This window comes from Pyxidicoccus sp. MSG2, from assembly GCF_026626705.1.
Classification (GTDB): Bacteria; Myxococcota; Myxococcia; order Myxococcales; family Myxococcaceae; genus Myxococcus.
Genome location: NZ_JAPNKC010000001.1, coordinates 6,367,759 through 6,387,729 on the forward strand (window position 1 = coordinate 6,367,759; position 19,971 = coordinate 6,387,729).

15 protein-coding genes are annotated in these 19,971 nt (G+C 71.2%); 4 read left to right on the plus strand and 11 right to left on the minus strand.

The window, feature by feature from the left end; genetic code table 11:
- Positions 1 to 66: 66 nt before the first annotated feature.
- The 7 genes from traB to OV427_RS25000 all read right to left on the minus strand — a co-directional run bounded on the left by traB (position 67) and on the right by OV427_RS25000 (position 10,401).
- Positions 67 to 1,704, minus strand: a complete 1,638-nt coding sequence (gene traB, locus OV427_RS24970) for an outer membrane exchange protein TraB (RefSeq protein ID WP_267858671.1) — start codon at positions 1,702 to 1,704, stop codon at positions 67 to 69.
- Complete coding sequence (gene traA, locus OV427_RS24975) at positions 1,701 to 4,013, minus strand: outer membrane exchange protein TraA family protein (RefSeq protein ID WP_267858672.1); 2,313 nt, start codon at positions 4,011 to 4,013, stop codon at positions 1,701 to 1,703. Before traA ends, traB begins: the two co-directional genes overlap by 4 nt.
- A 102-nt stretch (positions 4,014 to 4,115) precedes the next feature.
- A complete protein-coding gene (locus OV427_RS24980) occupies positions 4,116 to 5,210 on the minus strand; it encodes a glycosyltransferase family 4 protein (RefSeq protein WP_267858673.1) in 1,095 nt (364 codons plus the stop codon).
- Positions 5,211 to 5,298: 88 nt separating this feature from the next.
- Positions 5,299 to 6,528, minus strand: a complete 1,230-nt coding sequence (locus tag OV427_RS24985; RefSeq protein WP_267858674.1) for an endonuclease/exonuclease/phosphatase family protein — start codon at positions 6,526 to 6,528, stop codon at positions 5,299 to 5,301.
- Positions 6,529 to 6,928: 400 nt separating this feature from the next.
- Entirely contained in the window at positions 6,929 to 8,002 is a 1,074-nt protein-coding gene (locus OV427_RS24990) for a hypothetical protein (RefSeq protein ID WP_267858675.1), read from the minus strand.
- A gap of 77 nt (positions 8,003 to 8,079) precedes the next feature.
- On the minus strand, positions 8,080 to 8,475 hold the full coding sequence (locus OV427_RS24995; RefSeq protein WP_267858676.1) for a helix-turn-helix transcriptional regulator: 396 nt from the start codon (positions 8,473 to 8,475) through the stop codon (positions 8,080 to 8,082).
- A 183-nt stretch (positions 8,476 to 8,658) separates the two neighbouring features.
- Positions 8,659 to 10,401 carry a GTPase gene (locus tag OV427_RS25000; protein ID WP_267858677.1) on the minus strand — a complete coding sequence of 581 codons (1,743 nt, stop codon included), beginning with the start codon at positions 10,399 to 10,401 and terminating at the stop codon, positions 8,659 to 8,661.
- A 109-nt stretch (positions 10,402 to 10,510) separates the two neighbouring features.
- Between OV427_RS25000 and OV427_RS25005 the strand changes: the two genes are divergently transcribed.
- A complete protein-coding gene (locus tag OV427_RS25005) occupies positions 10,511 to 11,875 on the plus strand; it encodes a thioredoxin family protein (RefSeq protein WP_267858678.1) in 1,365 nt (454 codons plus the stop codon).
- Positions 11,876 to 11,878: 3 nt separating this feature from the next.
- Here the strand turns inward: OV427_RS25005 and OV427_RS25010 are convergent, their stop codons facing one another.
- The 3 genes from OV427_RS25010 to OV427_RS25020 all read right to left on the minus strand — a co-directional run bounded on the left by OV427_RS25010 (position 11,879) and on the right by OV427_RS25020 (position 14,834).
- Positions 11,879 to 13,042 carry a metallophosphoesterase family protein gene (locus OV427_RS25010; protein ID WP_267858679.1) on the minus strand — a complete coding sequence of 388 codons (1,164 nt, stop codon included), beginning with the start codon at positions 13,040 to 13,042 and terminating at the stop codon, positions 11,879 to 11,881.
- Between the two features lie 22 nt (positions 13,043 to 13,064).
- On the minus strand, positions 13,065 to 14,189 hold the full coding sequence (locus OV427_RS25015) for a helix-turn-helix transcriptional regulator (RefSeq protein WP_267858680.1): 1,125 nt from the start codon (positions 14,187 to 14,189) through the stop codon (positions 13,065 to 13,067).
- Between the two features lie 294 nt (positions 14,190 to 14,483).
- Complete coding sequence (locus OV427_RS25020) at positions 14,484 to 14,834, minus strand: hypothetical protein (RefSeq protein ID WP_267858681.1); 351 nt, start codon at positions 14,832 to 14,834, stop codon at positions 14,484 to 14,486.
- A gap of 221 nt (positions 14,835 to 15,055) precedes the next feature.
- Between OV427_RS25020 and OV427_RS25025 the strand changes: the two genes are divergently transcribed.
- The 3 genes from OV427_RS25025 to OV427_RS25035 all read left to right on the plus strand — a co-directional run bounded on the left by OV427_RS25025 (position 15,056) and on the right by OV427_RS25035 (position 19,283).
- Entirely contained in the window at positions 15,056 to 15,436 is a 381-nt protein-coding gene (locus OV427_RS25025) for a hypothetical protein (protein ID WP_267858682.1), read from the plus strand.
- 71 nt (positions 15,437 to 15,507) lie between these two features.
- A complete protein-coding gene (locus OV427_RS25030; RefSeq protein ID WP_267858683.1) occupies positions 15,508 to 16,422 on the plus strand; it encodes a hypothetical protein in 915 nt (304 codons plus the stop codon).
- Positions 16,419 to 19,283, plus strand: a complete 2,865-nt coding sequence (locus OV427_RS25035) for a DUF4105 domain-containing protein (protein ID WP_267858684.1) — start codon at positions 16,419 to 16,421, stop codon at positions 19,281 to 19,283. The genes OV427_RS25030 and OV427_RS25035 overlap by 4 nt, the downstream gene beginning before the upstream one ends.
- On the opposite strand, the gene OV427_RS25040 is transcribed toward OV427_RS25035, so the two are convergent.
- Entirely contained in the window at positions 19,177 to 19,743 is a 567-nt protein-coding gene (locus tag OV427_RS25040) for a hypothetical protein (RefSeq protein ID WP_267858685.1), read from the minus strand. The two genes, OV427_RS25035 and OV427_RS25040, sit on opposite strands and share 107 nt — an antisense overlap.
- Positions 19,744 to 19,971 lie beyond the last annotated feature (228 nt).

Below are 19,971 nucleotides of genomic sequence, written 5' to 3' on the forward strand. Positions count from 1 at the left end.
GCCACACGTCCACTTCACGCGTGAGAGGCGCCTCTCCTCCTCGCGAGAGGAGAGGCGCTCGCCCTGCTACTTCTTCGGCGCCGGGGCGGGAGCCTTCTCCTTGGGCGTCAGCAGCTTCGGACGGGAGCGCTTGAGCTTCTTGTCGAGCGCCTCGTCCGGGCACGGCGGGCGGGGCCCTTCGCTCGGCGGCTGAATCGTGAACTCGACGCGGCGGTTGAGCGCCATGCCCTCTTCCGTCGCGTTGTCCGCCAGCGGCTTGCTCCGGCCGAAGCCCTGCGAGCACAGGCGCTCCGCCGCCACGCCGCTCTCGATGAGGAAGCGCACGACGCTGGCCGCGCGGCGCTTGGACAGGTCCAGGTTGTACGCGTCGCTCGCGCGCGCGTCGGTGTGGCCTTCCACGAGGATGCGGTCCACCTCCGGGTTCTCGTTCATCACCCGGGCCACCTCCTCCAGGATGGGGAAGGACTCGGAGAGGATGACGTCCTGGTCCGTGGCGAAGTTCACCTGCTCCAGGATGACAATCTTGTTCCCGTCGCGCCGGGCCAGCGGGCACCCGTCGCGTCCGCGGCTGCCGGCCGGCTGGTCCGGGCACTTGTCGAGCCGGTCCACCACGGCGTCGCCGTCCCTGTCCGTGTCCGGGCAGCCCGAGTTCCCCACGGGGCCGGCCACGTCAGGGCAGAGGTCTCCCCCGCCAATCACGGAGTCGCCATCCGGGTCCACCGGCGGCGGGGGCGGAGGCGTCGGCTCCGGCGGGTCCTTGAAGCGCTCCAGTGCCTCCCACTCGCGCGTCTTCGCCGGGACCCAGATGATGGACGTGAAGAGGCTGAGCGTGGGCGACGCGAGCGAGCACCCGCAGCCCGCACCGCCGCCGAACGTGAAGGTGAGGCCGGTGGAGCTGTACCAGCGCAGGCCGAGGAGCAGCTCCGCGGGCACCTGGCGGGGCTCGTCCGGCAGCTTCTCCAGGCCCACCGCGCCGTGCACCATGCCAACGGCGGTGATGCCGCTGCCGCGGAGCAGGGGCACCTCGGTGCCCACGCCGAAGGGCATCATGTCGCCCACCGACGCGCCGTTGAAGACATGGTCCGGCCGCTTCCAGAAGCCGCCGTTGAGCGCGAGGAGGATTCCGTTGCCGAAGCGGTAGTCGAGCACCAGGCCCGGCGCCCACGTCATCTCTCCGTCGCCGGCGAACGCGTCCTGCGCGCCGGTGGGGAAGCTCACGTTGAGCGTCAGCGCGGCGCCGAAGCCCTTGCCCTCGGCGGGCCGGCGCAGGCCGGGGATGGCCACCTTGCCGGTGAGTCGCAGGTCGCCGAGGACGAAGCTCTCCACGCTTCCCTCGGTGCCGATGACCTCCAGGTTCTGCCCGCCCTGCGCGAGGATGAGCGGCATGTCCACGCCCACCTCGGCCCAGTCGAACAGGCCCACGCTGGCCATGGCGTCCAACTGGAGGCGGTTGCCGACGAGGGAAATCTTCCCCAGGTCGCCGCCCTCGGGGACGAGCGTCAGCGGGTTGAGCGAGTAGCTGAAGTACGGGCCACCGGCCACGGACAGGTGCGACAGCGGGCGTGACTGCATCACGACCACCAGGTCCTGGGGAGCGCCGGAGGGGCGGAAGAGCTGGACGTTGAAGCGCGTGTCCGGCTGGGCGCTGGCGGTGGTGGACAGCCCCAGCGCCAGGAGGAGGAGCGGAAGGTGCGAGGGCTTCATCGGGCGCGGCGCTGGTTCCGGAGGAGCATGAAGCCCGCGGCGAGCAGCACCAGGAAGGTGGTGCTTCCCGCGGGAGTGGCGTCGGCGGTGGTGCCACAGCAGAAGGCGCCACCCTGGGGCTCGGTGCCGGGCTTGCGACGCCCGCGCTCGCACTCCTGCGTCTTGGCCGAGCAGTACTCCATGCCGAGGCAGTCTCCGCTGTCCTCGCAGGAGGTGGAGCAGCTGTTGGTGGAAGTGTCGCAGGTGCCACCGCAGGGGCAGTGCGCGTCGGCGAAGCACTCCACGCAGGTGCTGCCGTTGCAGACGAGCCCCTGCTGGCACGTCACGGCGCAGGCGCCGGCGTTGTCACAGGTGCGGGTGGTGGGGTTGCACACGCCGCTGCCGCAGTCCGAGTCCTCGCGGCAGCCCACGCAGGCGCTGCCCTGCACGGAGCCGTCGGAGAGGCAGAAGGGCGTGTCACCCTCGCAGGCGCCGCAGCGCTCGCCGCAGTGCCGGTCGGTGGTGCAGGCGCTGCACTCGCCGCTGAGGCAGAAGCTGCCGTCGCCGCACTCCATGTCGTTGCGGCACTGGACGCAGACCTCTCCGTCCAGACAGAAGGGGCGCTCGCCGGGGCACTTCGCGCAGCCTGGGCCGCAGCTGTCGGCGGTGTTGCACTCGGGCACCGCGTCCACGCAGCGGCCGTTGAGCGCGTCGCACTGCTGGCCGGGGGAGCACTGGCTGTTGCTGGTGCACTCCACGCAGGACGGAGAGGCGCCGGGCGTCAGTGCCGCGCACTGGGTGCCGTTGGGGCAGCAGTTGCAGGAGTTGCCCGCGCACGAGTCATTGGTGGCGCAGGTGGAGCACTGGTGGTTGGAGCAGATCTCACCGCGCGGGCACTGCGAGTCGTCGTTGCACTCGTTGCACGTGTGGGTGTTGGGGTCGCAGACCTCGTCGCCGGGGCAGTGGTCGTCGGTGGTGCACTCCACGCAGGTGGAGTTCGGCACGTCGCATTTGGCGCCGGGGCAGTCGCTGTCGTCGTTGCAGCCGGTGCACTGGTTGGTCGCCGTATCGCAGCGGCCGTTGTCGGGGCAGTCCGCGTCGTCGTTGCAGCCCCGGCAGACGTTGTCGGACAGGTCGCAGCGGCCGTTGAGGGGACAGTCCGCGTCGTCGTTGCAGCCGCGACAGGTGTTGTCCGAAAGGTCGCAGCGGCCGTTTTCCGGACAGTCACCGTCATCGTTGCAGCCGCGGCAGGTGTTGTCCGTCAGGTCGCAGCGGCCGTTGGCGCACTGGCTGTCGTCCGTGCACTGCACGCACTGGGTTCGGCTGTTGAGGTTGGCGCAGTAGGGCGTGGACTGGCCGCAGGGAGAGCAGGAGTCGCCGCACCTGAGCGACGAGTTGCACGGTGCGCATAGCGCAGCGGCGTTGCAGTAGTAGAGCGAACCACAGCCGCCGTTATTGGGGGCGTTGGCGTTGGCGCGGCTGCACTGCTCGCAGCGGTCGAGATTCTCCGGGTAGGACGGAAGCCCGTTCTCGGTCTGGAAGAACTGCGCGGGCTGCAGCAGCTGGAATCCCGAGTCGAACAGGTTGACGATGGGAGGCTGGTTCGCGGCGCGCTCGAAGTCCGTGAACGCACCCGATCGCATGCCCATCTCCAGCGCGGCATGCTCCGTCACCTGGACATAGAGCATTTCCACGGCGTAGATGCCGGGCTGGGTGAACGTGACGGCGTTGGTCGTTCGCCAGGTCGCGGCGCCCAGCTGGGGCGGGCGGTTGATGACCGTATACGACTGGCCCCGGTCGTAGATGACGAGGCTGATGGCGTCGTCCGTGTAGAAGCTGAAGTGCAGTGCTTGGCCTTCGAGCCCAGCGGGGATGTTCAGGTAGCCGCGGAAGCGCGAGACGAACGAAGTGAACGCGTCGTTGTCGTTGATGATGTTGTAGCTGCAGCCGCCCGTGGAGCAGCGTGGCGCAGTGACCTGACCGACGAAGTCGCCGTAGCTCAGCGTGCGTCCGTCATTGAGGTTGTTCGACAAGTCGAACGGCGTGCGCATCACCGTGGTGACACGGCTCTGCTTGCTGGTGGGCTCCTCGATGTATCCGTTGATGCCATCGAGATACGTGCCGCGTGTCTGCGGGAACTCGTTCAGGGTCCGTGTCCACACGTTGGACGCGACGCACAGGCCGTGGCCACTGCTGCTCAGCGCGGGCGCTATCGGAGGACCTTGAACAGTGATGTCCGGCAGCTTCTGGCCCAGAGCAGGGGAAGCCGTGAGACACACCGTCACCACTGCGAGCGCGAGACGCGCGATGCGGAACAGGGGGGATTTCAAAGCGGCGCTAGAATGCTGGATTCCTCTGACAAGAGCAAATTCAAGCGCTTACTCCATGGGTGTGGGTGTGCCGGGCTGGTGACACAACGTAGCAGGTCTTCTTCAATTCTCACGACCTGGGGGTGTTCGAAGCAGGTCGATGAACTCCTCCACGATGCGTTCGGTGGAAAACCGCTCCCGGACGAAGCGCATCCCCGCCTCGCCCATGGCCCGTCGGCGCTCGGGGGGCATGTCGGCGACGGTGACGAGCGCGTCACGCCACGCCGCCTCGTCCCCGGGTGGAAGCAGCAGTCCGGTTTCCCCTTCGAGGAGTGTCTCCGGCAGCCCACCAATCCGGCTCGCGAGGACGGGGACTCCGCTGGCCTGGGCCTCGATCGAGACCCGTCCGAAGGGCTCCAGCCACTCCGAGGGGACGACCGCTACGTCCATGGCTGCGTAGAGCGGCCGCATGTCCCCCGTCCAACCCTTCAGGACATGTCGCTCCTGGAGCTCGGGGGAAATCGCCTCTCGCAGCCTCGGGTGCGAGGCTTCTTCACCCACCCAGAGGGCACGGAGCCTCGGACTTCGAGGCATGGCCTGGTTGAAGGCCGCCGCCAGCCGGAAGACCCCCTTCTCGGGCTTCAACGCTCCGACGAAGCCGACGAGCAGTGCATCCTCATTCACGCCCAGTGCCCGGCGAGACGCGTCTCGGAGCCCGGCGTCCGGACGGAAGTACTCCACGTCCAGTGGGTTGTAGAGCAGGCTCACCCGCTCGGACGCAACCCCCTGCTCCGCCAGGTTGGAGCGCATGGACTCGGAGACGGCGATGAAGCGGTCCGCCCACCGGGGCAGCAGCGCGCGAGACATCGGCTTGAGCCGGCTGTTGAGGTGACGGAACAGCGCCACGGGCGTCCCGGTGAGCTTGCCCAGTGTGAGCAGTGGCCAGTACTCATGGCCGAAGCTGCCGACCAGCCAGTCCGCCTTCACCTTCCGGAGGGCGCGCAGGACGCCCCGGGCGCCGCGGACATCCGCCGCATTGCGGAAGATGCCGGGCTCGATGGCAAGGCCGCTCGCCGCCAGCTCGCGGGCGATGTAGCCCTCCGGGCGGGCCACGGTGAGCACCTCGTGCCCCGCGCGGGCCAGGGCTCGCACCATGCACACGAGGTGGGTCTCCGTGCCTCGCGCGCCCAGGCTGGTGCCGACAAATACGAAGTTCATGGCCTCCAACACACCATGGGTTCCCCTCGCGGACGAGGGGAACCCGGCACTCCAGGCGGCGGATTTCACGCTCCGCCGCGCTCACGTCTCACTCGTTGATGTAGAGACGCGTGACCTGCATGCGGTGGTCCGACAGGTACGGCGTCAGGTGAGGGAGCCTGTCGTAGGCCGTGTAGGAGTCCACGAACCCGAAGCCCGGCGTGCTCACCCAGACCCAGAGCTGGTCGAGATTGTAGCGCGGCGGCGTCTCCGGCGTGACATGGCAGCCGGTGCTCGGGGGCAGGCAGAAGTGCTTGTAGGGAGGCGTGTAATAGAAGAACTCGAATTCGTAGCGGACGTAGGTGAAGAGCGGGTCCATGTCCGTTCGGAAGACGTCCGCGTTCATGTCGCCGCCGATGATGGCCGGCATGCCGGGGTTGCGCATGTGGGCCATCACCTCGTCCACTTCCTGTCGCCGATAGGGCACCTCGGGAATGCCGCGGTTTTCCGCCACGCTCCCCGCGATGAGGTGGAGGTTGGCCACCTTGACCGGGAAGCCCCCCAGGTCCAGGACGACGTAGTGCCACCGGTGGTTGTAGCCCTCGAGCGGCTGTGAGAACTGGACCGGCACGTTCTCGCTGATGGGGAACTTGCTCATGACGGTCAGGTCATCATTGCCCGAGAACCGGACCTGTCTGCTCAGCTCCTTGATGTACGGGCTCGCGGTGATGCCCCACACCGTGTTCTCGCGCGACTCCTGGAGCATGACGACGTCGATGTCGTTCCTGTCATTCATGTGCTGGGCGAGGCGGTCGGCGCTGCCCACACCCGCGACGTCGACACCGTTGAGGATGTTGAAGGTCGCCACCTTGAAGGACTGCACGAACACGTAGCGCTTCAGCGGCGTCTTCAGCACGCCACCGTTCCCATCCGTTGACTCGGCCACCAGGGAGAAGTCCTGCCGGTAGGGCAGGTAGTCGGTCGGGCACCGCGTCTCCTCGGCATACGACTTGAAGTTGATGGAGAGGGAGGTGGTGCGCGAGGAGGCCGTGGTCGTAGCGCTGTTCTGGTTGGAGAAGGTGAAGGTCTGGGTCGAGAAGCCCTCACGCAACAGCACGTCGCTTCGCCGTTGCATGCAGATGACGTTGAGCGTCCCCTGGAGCTTGACGGACGTGACGCCCCGGGCCGGGTCCGCCGCCGTCGCGGTGAAGGTGAGGGACTTCTGGGCCTGCCGGAAGAGGTAGGTCGGGAGGTTGTCCGTCGTGGGCGCGCCGGTGACGCCATCCACCTGGCGTTCACGGCCCGCGCCGATGCCGCTGGTCACATAGCGGAGCGTCATGGGAGGCGGCTCGTTGCAGGTGCTCGAGCCACCGCAGTCGCTCCAGTCGGAGCCGTCGCATACCGACGTTCCCGGGCAGCCCCATTCATTGGTGCACGCCTTCTTGGTGCCCGCGACGCATGCGGCGCTGGCGGCTCCCCCCACGAGTACGAGCATCAGCGCGGCCCAGGTCGCGAGGTTCTCCTTCAAAAAGGAGCGCGCGCGCCCGTGGAATCCGTAGGTCGATGATGGCATTGCAATCAAGTGCGGCAAGGTTCCCCCTCTTGTGTGTGGTCGTGCCACGCCCCAGGCCCGCGTGGCGGCTGCGTTCCGCCCGCGACGAGACGTTTGATGGGGATACGCGCTGACGGCGACGGGCTGGTTGCTCCACGTGGCCGGGCCCTTCAAGAAGGCCCGTCGCTCACGCCCTGCGGCAGCTCACGTCGCCATCCTGCGAGCGGATGAGCGCGGCGGTCAGCTCATGGCCCAGGGCCGCGCAGAGCACCTCGAAGGTCCTCCGCCTCGCGCCTCCGACGACGACGGAGGGCTGGCTGGTGAGCGTCTCCGGGTGTCTCACGAAGATGTTGTAGCCGACGATGCACCCATCCGCGCGCAGCACCGTGATGCCGTCCGTGGCCATCATCCCCCGGAGCAGCTGCGCCGTGGCGCGCACCGCGGTGGCGGAGGCGTCGGTGGGGTCCGCGTGGTAGCGCTCCAGCAGGGCGACGATGTCCAGCGGGCGCGGCAGGATGATGCCGTCCACGAACAGCATCGAGCCCGCGCGCTCCCGGGGCAGCACGGCCACCAGCGTGCCGTGCGAGCCCTGCATCACCTCGAAGAGGACGCGGCGGAAGAAGCCCCGGGCGCGCTCGCGGCTGGTGGTGGCCACGCCGTCCGTGACGGCCTCGGCCAGCTCGTCCAGCACCTCCGGCGGGGACGCCGCCTCCACGCGCGCGCCTGACAGGTACACGTGCCGGCACAGCCCGCCGCACGCGCGCAGCTCCAGGATGTTGTCCGCGAGCTGGAGCACCCCCACCACGCCCGAGGCTCCGTCGTCCGACCTGCGCAGCCGCTCCAGCGGCGTCTCCGCCAGGGGGAACGGGTCCGTGCGGAAGACGCCGTACGCGAAGCCCTCCGGCACCCGCAGCAGGTACAGCGCCCACCAGCGGCCCTGGCCCAGCGGCGCGCACTGCTTCAGCGCCCGCTGAATCGTGGCCCGCGAGCGGGGACCGATGCCGATACCGATGGGGTCGTGCCCGCCGAGCTGCGCCAGCATCTGCCCCAGGTCGTCACAGACGAAGGCCATGGGGAACAGCGGCGCGCCTTCCTCGCGGTAGCGCGACAGCGTGACGATGAGCTCGCCAATGGAGTCCGCCGTCTGCGGACACGTCATGCGGGCTTCGTCCAGGAACGTGCTGACCGCGTCGGTCAGCAGGTGGCGGAAGGAGAGGACGAGAGGTGGCGACCCCGGGGCGGCCGGGTCCGAGCCGTTCATGACGCCCCCAGCATGGCGCATTGCCGCCGCTCACGCACGGACGGAGTGCGTCCGCGCCCGCCTGCCTGCCCCTCTCGTCAGCGCTCCTGCCGCTTGAGGCTCACCAGGAACTTGCGCAGGGCCCGCCACTCGTCGGGCTCGAAGCCCTGGAGGGTGCGGATGAGGCGGCGCAGCTCGGGCGGGTGCTCGGCGTGGGGCGGGGGCGGCTCGGCCACCTGCCAGGGGCCGGGAGGCAGCGTGCCCGCGGGGAGCCCCAGCATCCGGTCCGCGGACTCCTGAAGCACATGGCATAGCCGCCAGAAGGTGGGGATGCTGGGGAAGGCGCGCCCCCGCTCGATGCGGCCGTAGACCTCGGTGGCCAGGTCGATGCGCTCGGCCACGTCCGCCTGGGTGAGCTCCTGGCGCACGCGTGCCGCCTGAGCGTTCCTGCCCAGCGTCTTCTTCAGTGACGACTTCTCGCGCTCACCGAGCATACCTGCCAACCCATCCTGTAAAGTCCTGGGCCGTAGATACGACTTAATGGATTGGGGGCACAGGACATGCGGAGTGGGGCCGGCGGCAGGACCCGGCAGGTTGCGGTTCCGACCCGATTCCTCCCATCGGAATGCCAGACCCTACCCGTCCAGGAGGCCCGGCCCTGCGCGGGGATGGACCGCTCAGGCCAGCCCGGTCCGGGCCTCGTCCAGCTTCGCCGCCGTGCGCGTCCAGTCGTTGGACAGCCCGTCCAGGTGCGCCAGCACGCCGGAGAAGAACCGCGCCTCCAGCGCCTTCGCCAGGGTGGCGCCGTGCGAGTCCGCCCACTTCCGGGTGACGCGGGCCCGCACCTGTGCGCCCAGCAGGTCCACGAAGCGCTCCATCAGCGGCGTGGACAGCAGCGTGCCCGCCCACACCACCGCGTCATGGCCGAAGCCGCCCGTGGCCACCGTCACCACCGCCGCCGCGCCCGACGGCACCGAGTACACCAGCGTCGTCAGCGTCTGGAGCATCTCCTCCCGCATGCCCCCCTGGAGCTCCATGGCCACCAGGTCGCGGCAGTAGGCGTACAGCGTGGCCCGGTCCGCCGCGTGCGCGTGCAGCGGCTCGAAGCCCAGCGGCTCCTCCAGCTTCGCCAGCGTCACCGGGCCGAAGGCCTCCGCCAGCTTCGCCTTCGTCTCCGCGTCCCCGTGCCACGCGGCCACCTCGGAGGCCAGGGCGTCCACCAGCCTGCGCACGCCGTCCTTCATGGACTCGTCCACCGCGTGCGTGGGCGTCTCCGCGCCTTCCGGCTCCGGGCCGGTGAAGGACTGGCGCACCTTGCGGCTGACGAAGGTGAGCGCCGTGGCCAGCCCGCGGAAGGGCAGCCGCACCCACTTGTGGAACTGGCTGCGCGCGTCCAGCTCGTCCCGGAAGGCGTCGATGAGCACGTCCGCCGGCACCGCCTTCAGCGCCGCGCTCGCGCCCACGCCATTCAGCTCGTGCCGCAGTCGCTGCCGCAGCCGCTCGGGCTCCTGCGCCGCGCGTGACGCCGCGCGCGCCACCACGTCCAGTTCCGCGCGTGCGTCCGCGAGCGACGCCTCCAGCGCCCGGGCCTTCAGCTCGCGCGCGTGCTCGGCCTGGCCCAGCAGCGCGGACAGCGGCGGGCGCCCGTCCAGCGGCGCGGTGGCCAGCGGCTTCAGGCCCGCCTCCACCTCTGGCTGGTGCGGCGCCAGATAGCGCGCCATCGGCGGGTGGCCCACGTCCGCTGCCAGCTTGTCCATGTGTCCGCGCGCCACCTCCTCGCGCGTGGCCTCGTTGTAGACGAGGAGGTACGGCCGCCCATGCCCCACCGCCGCGCGCAGGAAGTCCACCAGCGCGGCGTTCTGGTACGTCTGCCGGCTCACCACGAAGACGAGCACGTCCACGGTGACGAGCAGCGCCTCCGCGCGCTCGCGGTTGTCGCGGTACACGCTGTCGAAGTCCGGCGTGTCCATGACGAGCAGTCCGCGCGGCACCGCGTCCGACAGCACCAGGTACAGCCGCCCCGCCGGGCCCGGCTGGTCCACCGGCGCCACGTCGCCCGACGCCACCGGCACCGTGTCGTAGCGCCGGGTGAGGAAGTCCTTCAGTGCGCCCGTCCACGTCTCCGGGTGCGCCGCCGCGAGGCACTGCTTGGTGAGGCCGCCCTCGGGCCGCGCCGGGGACAGTGCCGCGCCGACCAGCGCGTTGAAGAGGGTGGACTTGCCCACGTTGTTGGGGCCGGCGATGGCCACGAGCAGCAGCGGCGCGTCCGCGGAGCCCAGCCGGGGGAGCAAATCCCGGCGCAGCCGCTCGGCGAGGCGGCGCGCGGCGTCCGCGTCCGGGGCCTCCGGGAAGCGCTCGGGGGCGGGCAGGGCGTCGAGTGCCGACGCGAGGAAGGTGCGCAGGGTGTACGGGTCTCTCATCACCGGAAGTCCGCGCGCACCAGAGCATGCACACGGCGTCCTGCCCAGGAGACTGCACTCGAGGTGTCGGCCGAGGACAGAGGCTGCCATTGGCGCTAGGGTCGCCCCCATGCGCCTTCCCGCCGCCTGCCTGCTCCTCATGGGGCTCGTTGCCTGCACCGCCGCCAACACCAACGCGCCCGCGGACGAGTCCCATGCCGGCTCCCCGCTGCCCTTCATCGACGACGACTACGGCCGCGCGCTCGCCGAGGCGAAGGCGAAGGGGCTGCCCCTGTTCGTCGACGTCTGGGCGCCGTGGTGCCACACCTGTCGCTCCATGAAGGCGTACGTCATGTCCGACAAGGCGCTGGCGAAGCACTCCGGCCGCTACGTCTGGCTGGAGGTGAACACCGACCTGACGACGAACGCGGCCTTCCAGGAGAAGTACCCGGTGGAGTTCTGGCCCACGCTGTACGTCATCGACCCGCGCCAGGAGAAGCCGCTGCTGCGCTACGCCGGCAGCGCCACGGTGGACCAGTTGGTGAAGCTCTTCGACGACGGTGAGCGCGCATATAAAGGAGGCGTCACCGGCGCCGAGGCGCTGCTGGCGCGCGGCGACGCGCTGTACGCGGAGGGCCGCGCCGCGGAGTCGGCCGACACGCTGGCCGAGGCCCTGGCCGAGGCGCCCGCCGACTGGTCCCGCCGGGGCCGCGCGGTGGCGTCGATGCTGACGGCGAAGTACGGCGCGAAGCAGTACGAGTCGTGCGCGCGCACGGCGTTGGAGGAGCTGCCGAAGACGCCGCGCTCGCTGTTCTGGGCCAGCGGCGCGTCGCTGGGGCTGTCCTGCTCCCTGGCGCTGGAGGAGGGGTCCGCGGCGGCGAAGGAGCTGCGGCCCGCCCTGGAGGCGAAGGTGACCGAGGCCCTGGCGCCTCCGGCCATCGAGATGGCCGCGGATGACCGCTCCGACCTGTACGGCGTGCTCGTGGAGGCGCGCGAGGCGGCGAAGGACGAGGCCGGTGCGAAGGCCCTCGCCAGGGAGTGGCTGACGTACCTGGAGGGCGAGGCCGCGAAGGCGCCCAACCCCGAGGCGCGCACCGTCTTCGACTCGCACCGCATGGGGGCGGCGATGAAGCTGGGCGCGCCCGAGCGCGTGATTCCGGCGCTCGAGCAGAGCGAGAAGGACTTGCCCCAGGACTACAACCCGCCCGCGCGGCTGGCCACGCTGTACCGCATGCAGGGGCGGCTGGACGACGCGCTCGCCGCGAGCGACCGCGCGCTGGCCCGGGTGCAGGGCGCGCGCCGCCTCACGGTGCTCTCCAGCCGCGCGGACATCTTCGTCGCGCGCAAGGACCCGGCCGGCGCCGCGAAGACGCTGGAGGAGGCCATTGCCTTCGCGAAGACGCTGCCCGCCTCGCAGGTGTCTCCGCGCGCGGTGGCGGGCCTGGAGAAGAAGCTCGCCGGTCTCCAGCCGGCGGCCCAGCCGGCGCCGAAGTAGCGCTCAGCGCGCGGCGGCGCGGGTGTCCAGGTCGAACAGCTCGTAGTCCCTGGGCGGGCACTCGCGCATGCCGCCGTCGGTGAACACGAGCATCGCCGCCTCCGGCGTCGGTGGTGGCGGTGCGCCGTGCGCGTAGTCCACGCGCGTCCCATCCGTGACGAGGTGGCGCACCACGCCGTCGCGCGCCTGGGCGGTGGAGACGCCCAGCAGCTCGCGGTTGCGCTTGTCGCGCGTGTGCCCCACCACCTGTGTCAGTCCGGCGGGGAGCCGCCTCGGGTCGAAGCGCCGGCGAGGCGTCCCCCGCACGCGCTCGGCGTCCTCCGGCTTCAGGCTGGGGCGGTGGTAGAAGATGCCCACGCCCTCGCCGGTGGCCGCGTCGCCGGGATGGTGCAGGCCCGGCACGGACAGGGGCCCTCCCGTCCACGCCGCCACCGCCGCATCCACCGTCCCGTTCAGCGCGTCCGCCACCGCGCCCGCGTCCGCCCGTCGCGCTTGCGGCAGGCCCGTCACGTCCAGGTCCTCGTGGGTGACGCCCGCGTGCAGCACCAGCAGTCCCGGCCCGGCCGCGTACGCCGTGCGGAAGCGCCGCACGCGCAGCAGGTGCTCCACCCACGCGCGCTGCGCCTCGCGGAAGTTGCCGAAGTCGCGAGCCACCAGTTCGGCCGTGGGCACTCGCGGCCAGCGGGCGAGGAACGCGCGCTCCGCCGTCTCGTCGGTGTGGCCGCCCTGGTAGGCCCGGTCCGCCTCCTCCTGCGCGGCGGCGAAGGTGGCGTCCGTGAAGCCCGCCAGCTCGCCCACGCGGCCGAGGTCATGGTTGCCCAGAATCATCACCGCCTGGTCCGCCGGGTGCGTGGCCAGCCACGCCAGCAGGGACAGGGCGCTGATGGCCCCTGCCTCGCGCTCATACGGCTTGCCCCAGTCGAAGTGGTCGCCCACCGACACGAGCAACACGTCGGGCCGCAGCCGGCCGTCGTCTCCCAGCACGTCGTGGTGCGCGAGGATGGCCAGCACGCGGTCCAGGTCCGCCTGCGGGTCCCCCATGACGAGCCTCCGCCTCCGGGGCCGTCCGTCCGCGGGAGTGGAGTGGGGGCCCTTCGCCACGGCCTCCGCGGCTCTGGCGAAGGCTGCGTGGATGCGGGCGTCGCGCGTGTCGTTCACGGCGCCCATCCTACGGCATGGGGACGGCGACTCAGGAGGACTGGAAGAAGCGGGCGATGAGCGCCGAACGGCTTTCCACCTGCGCCTTGCTCAGCAGGTGGGTGACGTGGACCTCCACCGTGCGCTCCGCGCAGCCCAGCCGCGCGGCGATGGACTTGTTCGTCTCGCCCTGGACGATGTGGGTGAGCACCTCCGACTCGCGCGCCGTGAGCGACCAGCGCGCGGACAGCGCATGCACGCGCGCGGCGGCGCTGGACGCGGTGCCGGTGTCGATGGCCAGGTAGTGCGACGGCAGGCCCGGAGTGCGCAGCGGGGTGAGCGTCAGCGGGCCGGAGCAGGGAACGCCCTGGGCGCCGTGCTTGAGCTGCTCCATCAACTCCGGCTCGCCGCGCTCCAGCCGGATGCGCCCGGCGGCGTTGGCGTGCACCACGCGGCCGCTGGAGCTGACCACCCAGGCCGCGCGCCCGAGCGCCTCCATCGCCACCTCCAGCGCGGTGGACATCAGCCCCGACTCGCGCAGCCGGGCCTCCATCGTCAGCCGCCGCTGCAGGGCCGGCGTCAGCGCCTGGAGCAGCCGCTGCTCGCGCTCCGTGAAGGGCTCCTCGCGGCCCAGGCCCACCCAGCCGAGCAGGGCCGGGCCCTCGCACACCAGCGTGCGCAGCCAGGCCATGTTCTCCACGCCGAGCTGCCGGAACACCGCGCCGGAGCGGGTGAGCGCGCGCTCACGCACCGCCTCCAGCTCGCCTTCGCTCAGGCCCAGCCGGCGCCCCACCTCACCCGCGGGCAGGTCGGGCAGCGGCATCCGCTGCGCCTCCGTCTGCGCCAGCGAGCGGAAGTGCAGCGCGCGGTTGCGCTGCGCCGGCTCGGGGCGGGCCGGATCGAACCAACCCCACGGGTCACCCACCGCGGAGATGGAGCCGTCGAGCAGCCCGTGGACGGTCGCCGCCGACAGGGAGAACCCCTGGCTGTGCGAGTAGCTGGCGTTGTTGCGGTCGGGGCCTACGTCCACCCCGTACGCAATCGCGCGCTCGGCCTTCATCACCTCGCGCAGGGCTCCCAGCACCGACGGGAGAGACTCCGCGCTGGGTTCGGCCTCCGCGACCAGGACCTCAAGGTCCGCCAGCAGGCCCTGCTCCTCGGAATTCAAACGGATCAAGATTTGCGGAGTATACGCCCAAGGACAGGGTGGCCGTCACGGGCGACCCCGGCGGGCCCCCCAAGCGTCCGGGTCCTGACGTCTGATGGGCCCACACCCCGGGGTTGATTTCGACCCGACGGGTTTCCCTTATGGAACTGTGAACAGAATACCGTGACACTCATGGGGTCGGCTCCCGGGGGGGAGGGCCGGTACCGTGGTGCGTGAGCGCGCGCCGGGTGCTCGACCTCCGGGTGCCCGGCGCGCTGTTCCGTGACTCCGCCGAGCAGTGGAGCGCCCTTCCGGTGAGCCGCGTCAGGCGACCGGACGCAGGAAGCGCGGAAGGCGCCCGGTTGGCACCACCCTCTGGAGGAAGTGCAGCGAGCCGAGCCCCAGGTACGCGAGGCCGAACACGAGCGTCGCCCAGCCAATCCACGCGCTGACGTCCCGGGTCCCCAGGCCGACCAGCCCCCAGATGCAGAGCGCCGCTCCGACGGCCCATGGCGCGGCGGTGCGCAGGTGGGGACGGCTGAAGGCGGCGCCGAGCGAGAAGAGGGCCGCCGCCAGCACCCCGAAGCCGAACCAGGCCGGCTCGTCGGGAGGGAAGAGCACGGCCAGGGCCAGCAGCGCGCTGAAGAGTCCGAGGATGGAGAGTCCCAGGGTCATGACATGGCTCCACGAAGTACCTGGAGGAAGGGTGGAGGCGCACCCCCCGGAATCCAAGCCCCTGGCGCGTAGCCGGCAACGCACTTCCGGCAAGCGGGCTTCGCGCCTTGCCGCGCGGCGTCGTGGGCCAAGGCCGCGAAACCGCTCCTCCTCGGCCTCCGGCACGCGGCTGGCTACGGGAGGCGATCCGCAACGACTGAACAAACGCAATCAAGGAGGAAGTGCTTTCGAAGGGAGGCTGGATGGGGAGTGATTGGAATTCCGCCGTCACCGGAGTGGCTCCCCACCTGGTTCGCGCCGCGCGTCTGTCGCATGAGTACCTGCGCATCCACCTCGGTCGGTTCCGCGAGGACGTGATGCGGGGCATGGGCCCCACGGTGGAGGCGCTGGCCTCGGTGGTGATGCTGCGTCGGGAGCACGTGCCGCTCTTCGGGATGCTGCTGCAATCCCATCGGCACGAGCTACTGGAGCTAGCGGATGCTCGCACGCTCACTCCCGCGCGCTCGCTGGAGTTGATACAGCGATTGGGCTCGCTGGTGCGCGAGGACCCGCTGCTGCGCAAGGACCTCGAGGCCGCGCTGGAGGCGCACGCGACGCATTGAGCACGCGCCAGGCATGACCGTGCGCCGGCCGGGCCGCGCGGAAACGAACGGACATCCAAAAGGGGTGCGGGATGAAGACGAAGAGTTCCGCGAAGTGCGCGCTGTGCATGGCCGTGGTGATGGCGGTCTCCGGCTGCAGGACGCCCGCGGCCATGGGCTCACGGGGATTGAGCGCGTCGGACACGGGCGCCTCGGCTGCCGGCGACTCCAGCCAGGGGTCGGACTCGGGCTCGGGGGACTCCAGCCAGGGGGACTCCAGCAAGTCGGGCTCGGGCGACTCCAGCCAGGGGGACTCCAGCAAGTCGGAGTCGGGAGACTCCAGCCAGGGCAACAGCTCGGAGGAGGGAGGCTCCAGCGACTCGGGCGGCAGCTCGGAGTCGAAGAGCTCGGAGTCGGATGGCTCCAGTGACAGTCACAGTGGCTCCAGTGAGCGGACCTCGCGCAGCTCCGAGGAGGGCGGCTCCAGCGAGGGCTCCAGCGGGACGGAGAAGGCGGAGGGCGAAGCGTCGCGCTCGAACTCCGACAACAGCAGCCACAGCAACAACGACAACGTGGTGTCGGCGGTGACGGTGGGCGTGGTGGTGGTGGGGCTCGGCGTGGTCATCTGGCAGGCGTACGCGGCGGTGGAGCGTCGTCGGGGCGTGGCGCCGAAGGAGCTGGGACGCTCGGCGCAGGTGTACCTGCGCTCGCGCACGCACCAGCTCCGCGAGGACCTGGCGCTGGGGGCGGGCCCGACGGTGGAGGACCTGGCGGCGGCGGCGCACATCCGCCGGGAGAACCTGGGGACCTTCGGCCGCGTGCTGCGGGCGCACCGGCAGGAGCTGCTGGCGATGGCGGACGCGCGCACCCTCACGCCCGCGCGAGCGCTCGCGTGGATGGAGCGCGTGGGCGAGCTGGCCAGCGCCGACCCTCGCCTGGACGAGGACCGCCGTGCGTTCCTCCTCTCCGCGCCGGGAGGAGCGGAGACGGCGGAGGTGGCGCATTGAGGCGCCATTCGGCCTGGGTGCTCGGCCTGGTCTGCGCGCTGCCGGTGACGGCGGTGGGCACGTCTTCCGGACGCCTGGAGCAGATGGACGGCTCCGGCATGGTCCTGGAGCGTCCGAGCCCGGTACCGCCGGAGCTGCCCGTCAATGCGGAGGAGAACCTCTCCACGCGGGTGCGCGCCCTGGAGCTCGCCGGCGTGGTGCTGCGAGGCGCGGCGGCGCGGGACGCGGCGCTGGTGGCCGAGGTGGAGGCGGGACTCCAGGCACTGCCGCCCGCGATGCGCCGGCTCCCCGGAGGCCCGTTGGAGTTGGTGCTGCACGAGCAGTCCGCACCGCTGGGGCTCGGTGACGGCACACCGGAGCGGCCCGACTGGACGGAGGGAAGGGCCCGCTTCCACCTCTACCGGTACGCACCGTCCAACGAGCACCGCGCCACGCTGCGACTGTCCCGGCTGACGGACGCGGAGTCGGAGCAACTGTGGCGCCGCCGCGCGGTGGTGCACGCGGTGGTGCAGCGCTGGGACGACGAGCGCGGCTGGAGCGGCACGCCGCTGTGGCGCCGGCTGTCGGGCTGGCAGAAGCCCTTCGAGCGGCCGCTGGTGTGGAAGGAGGAGGCGCGCCTCACCTACGCCGGAGCCTTCAGCCGCGCCCTGGGACAGCGGAGCGCCTCGCTGGACCTCGTCACCTTCGCGGAAGAGCTGCTCATCCCCGCCGAGTCGCTGCGCGCCGACGCGGTGCCGGTGGACGACCAGGTCCGCTGCCAGGAGTTCTCCAAGGCGCGCGCGCTGTCGGAGCTGGTGGAGTCCTCCGGCCTGGGCACGCTGACGCCGCGAGGAAGCTGCCCGGCCTTCGACGCCTGGGCGGAGCTGGAGTCCCTGTCCCACTTCGAGGTGCTGCTGGTGGCGTCCACCGGGCGCCAGCCGGAGTCCCTCTTCGGCCACATGTTGCTGCGCCCGGTGTGGCGCGAGGGCGCGGTACCGCGCGGCCCCAACTTCGAGCGCGTGGTGCAGTTGGTGGCGCTCACCGGCATGGAGTCCAAGGGACTGGGCTACCTGGTGAAGGGGATGACGGGCGGCTACGACACCGTCTTCCTCACGGGGACGATGGGCGACCTGTCCCACGAGGCGCTGGAGTTGGAGCAGCGCTCCATCCGCCGCTTCCGCCTGCGCCTCACGCGCGGCGAGGAGGCGCGGATGTTGGAGCGCGTCTGGGAGCTCGAGCGCCGCGGCTACATGGGCTACTACTTCTTCACCGACAACTGTGCGAGCGCGCTCCTCTTCCTCCTCAACGGAGCGATGGAGGGCGGGCGGCAGGTGCGCGCGCCCGGCACGTTCTGGGTGCTGCCCACGGCCACGCTGGACGCCCTGGCCCGGGTCGAAGTGGTGGGCCAGGACGGACGCGCCGGGCCGCTGCTGGAGCACATCCCGGACGCCTTCGAGTCCACGGGGGACCGTGCGGTACGCGCGCATGCGGCGCGCGAGGACGCCCTGTCCGCCCTGGCCGGGCACGTGGGCACCGCTGAGTACGCGAGGCTCCGGGAGCTTCACGCAAACCTCCAGTCGCCCGAGCCCGACGTGCGCCGCGCCGCGTACGACGCCCTGCCGGACGTGGTGCGCGCACTGCTCGCCTCGGCGCCGCCCCAGGAGCACGCGAAGGTGCGGGAGCAACTGCACGCCTACGTGGCCCACGCGGTGCGCGTGGAGCGCGCGGCCGTGGACCGCGCGGAGGGTGAGCGCCTGCGCATCGAGCGTGAGCAACTCCTCGCGGTGAGGGTGCCGGTGCCGGGCTCGGCGGCGGCGGGCGTGCGCGAGCGCCAGCGCATCTTCGAGAACGAGGACGCCCTGCAGCGCAAGCTGGCCGTGCTGGACCGCACCACGCTGTTGCAGGAGGCGCTCGCCACCGCGCCGCGCCGCCTGGCCACGCCGGAGGAGCTGCGCATCCTGGTCCGTGCCGAGCGCACCGAGGCCGCCTTCACCCGTGCCACGGAGGTGCAGGGCGCGCTCAACGACGGCGTGCTGGCGGAGGTGGACCCGGTGGCCTTCCTGGGCGAGGACCGCCGCCGCAAGGTGGAAGCGGAGACCGCCTGGGCGGACACTGCGCTGCGGGACTCGGGCGCGGGGCGCACGGTGGTGAGCATGGGCGTGGACTTCCCGCGGGTCGGCGGCGCGAGGCCGGTGGTGAGCCTGCGCACCGCGGGCATGGCCGAGGCGCTCGGCGACGCGCGCCTCCACGGCTTCCAGCCGAGCAGCGAGCTGCGCGTACTGGACGGAGAGCTCTCACTGGAGCCGCGCTGGGGCGTGCCCCGGCTGGTGGCCTCGGAGCTGACGCTGGTGGGCTACCGCACGCTGCTGCGCGAGCTGCCGCAGTTCCGCGAGTCCGCGTGGGATTCGCTGGGCTGGGGCGCGGAGGCCCGCGTGACGTCGGACCCGGCGCGCTCGCTGCCGCACCGGGCCTCGGTGCAGGCGGAGGCGCTCATGGTGCTGGACGAGAGCGCGCGCTTCTCGAGCTTCACGGCGGTGGGCGTGGGGGGAATGGCCACGATGCACTGGAGCCAGGACGTGCTGACTCCGGCGGCGGGGCCGCGCCTCTCGGTGGCGCACCGCACGGGGCTGCCCGGCTCGGGGGCCAATGCGGTGCGGTTGGAGGCGGCGTATGCCCCCACCTGGCGCGTGGGCGACGCGCACGTCACGCACGAGGCGGGGGCGTCACTCCAGGTGGAGTGGTGGCTGGGGCGAGCGGGGCCCTTCGGTGTGCTGCTCACTCCTCGCGCACGGGTCCGGTGGGAGGGGACGTCACGGTCTCCGTCGACCTGGCTGGACGGCTTTTCGGAACGGCGCCTGGCACTGGGCCTGGAGATGCGCTGACGGCGAGGGGCTCGTTCCGCTGGAGCATGTCCCCGGTCGCCAGCGGGCGGCTGGCCGCGCCCGCCACCGCGCCGATGAAGGTGCCGATGACGTGGAGCAACACGAAGCCATGGAAGCCCAGCCCGTAGAAGAAGCGCGAGGAGTCCTGCTGGCTGAAGAAGTAGAGGAATCCGAGGACGCCCGGCACCGCGACGGAGTTGACCGCGGCCGCCGCGAGCGCGCGTTTCATGCGGCCCGCGTGGAAGCCACCGAAGGCACCTCCGAGGAGCCCGTTGAAGAGGGGAATCCAGAAGGTGACGAAGCTGGCGATGAACATCGTCAGGACGCTGCCGACGAAGATGCGCCGCTTGAGGACGACCTGCTCGGGTTTCATGGTGACGCCCGGAGGCAGCTCGGCGCGGATGAACTCGTATTGGGGGGGTGGCGCCGCGCTCGCGTCGGGCTTGATGAATTCAGGCATGTGCGTCGAAGCTCCCAAGGGACAGGGTGAGGACAACGCTCGATGCCCTTGAGGTTGGGACGGTGGCGGGAACAAGGAAGGGCTGCCCGGCGCACTGCTGGGCGGGCCTCCCTGCGAGCCCTGGCGCACTCCCACCGGAATACGGGTGCGCTGCATGCCTCCCGACAGTGCAACGGGAAGATGGGCACGGACCTGGCGATGCGGTGTGTTGCGGCTATGCTGCCGCGC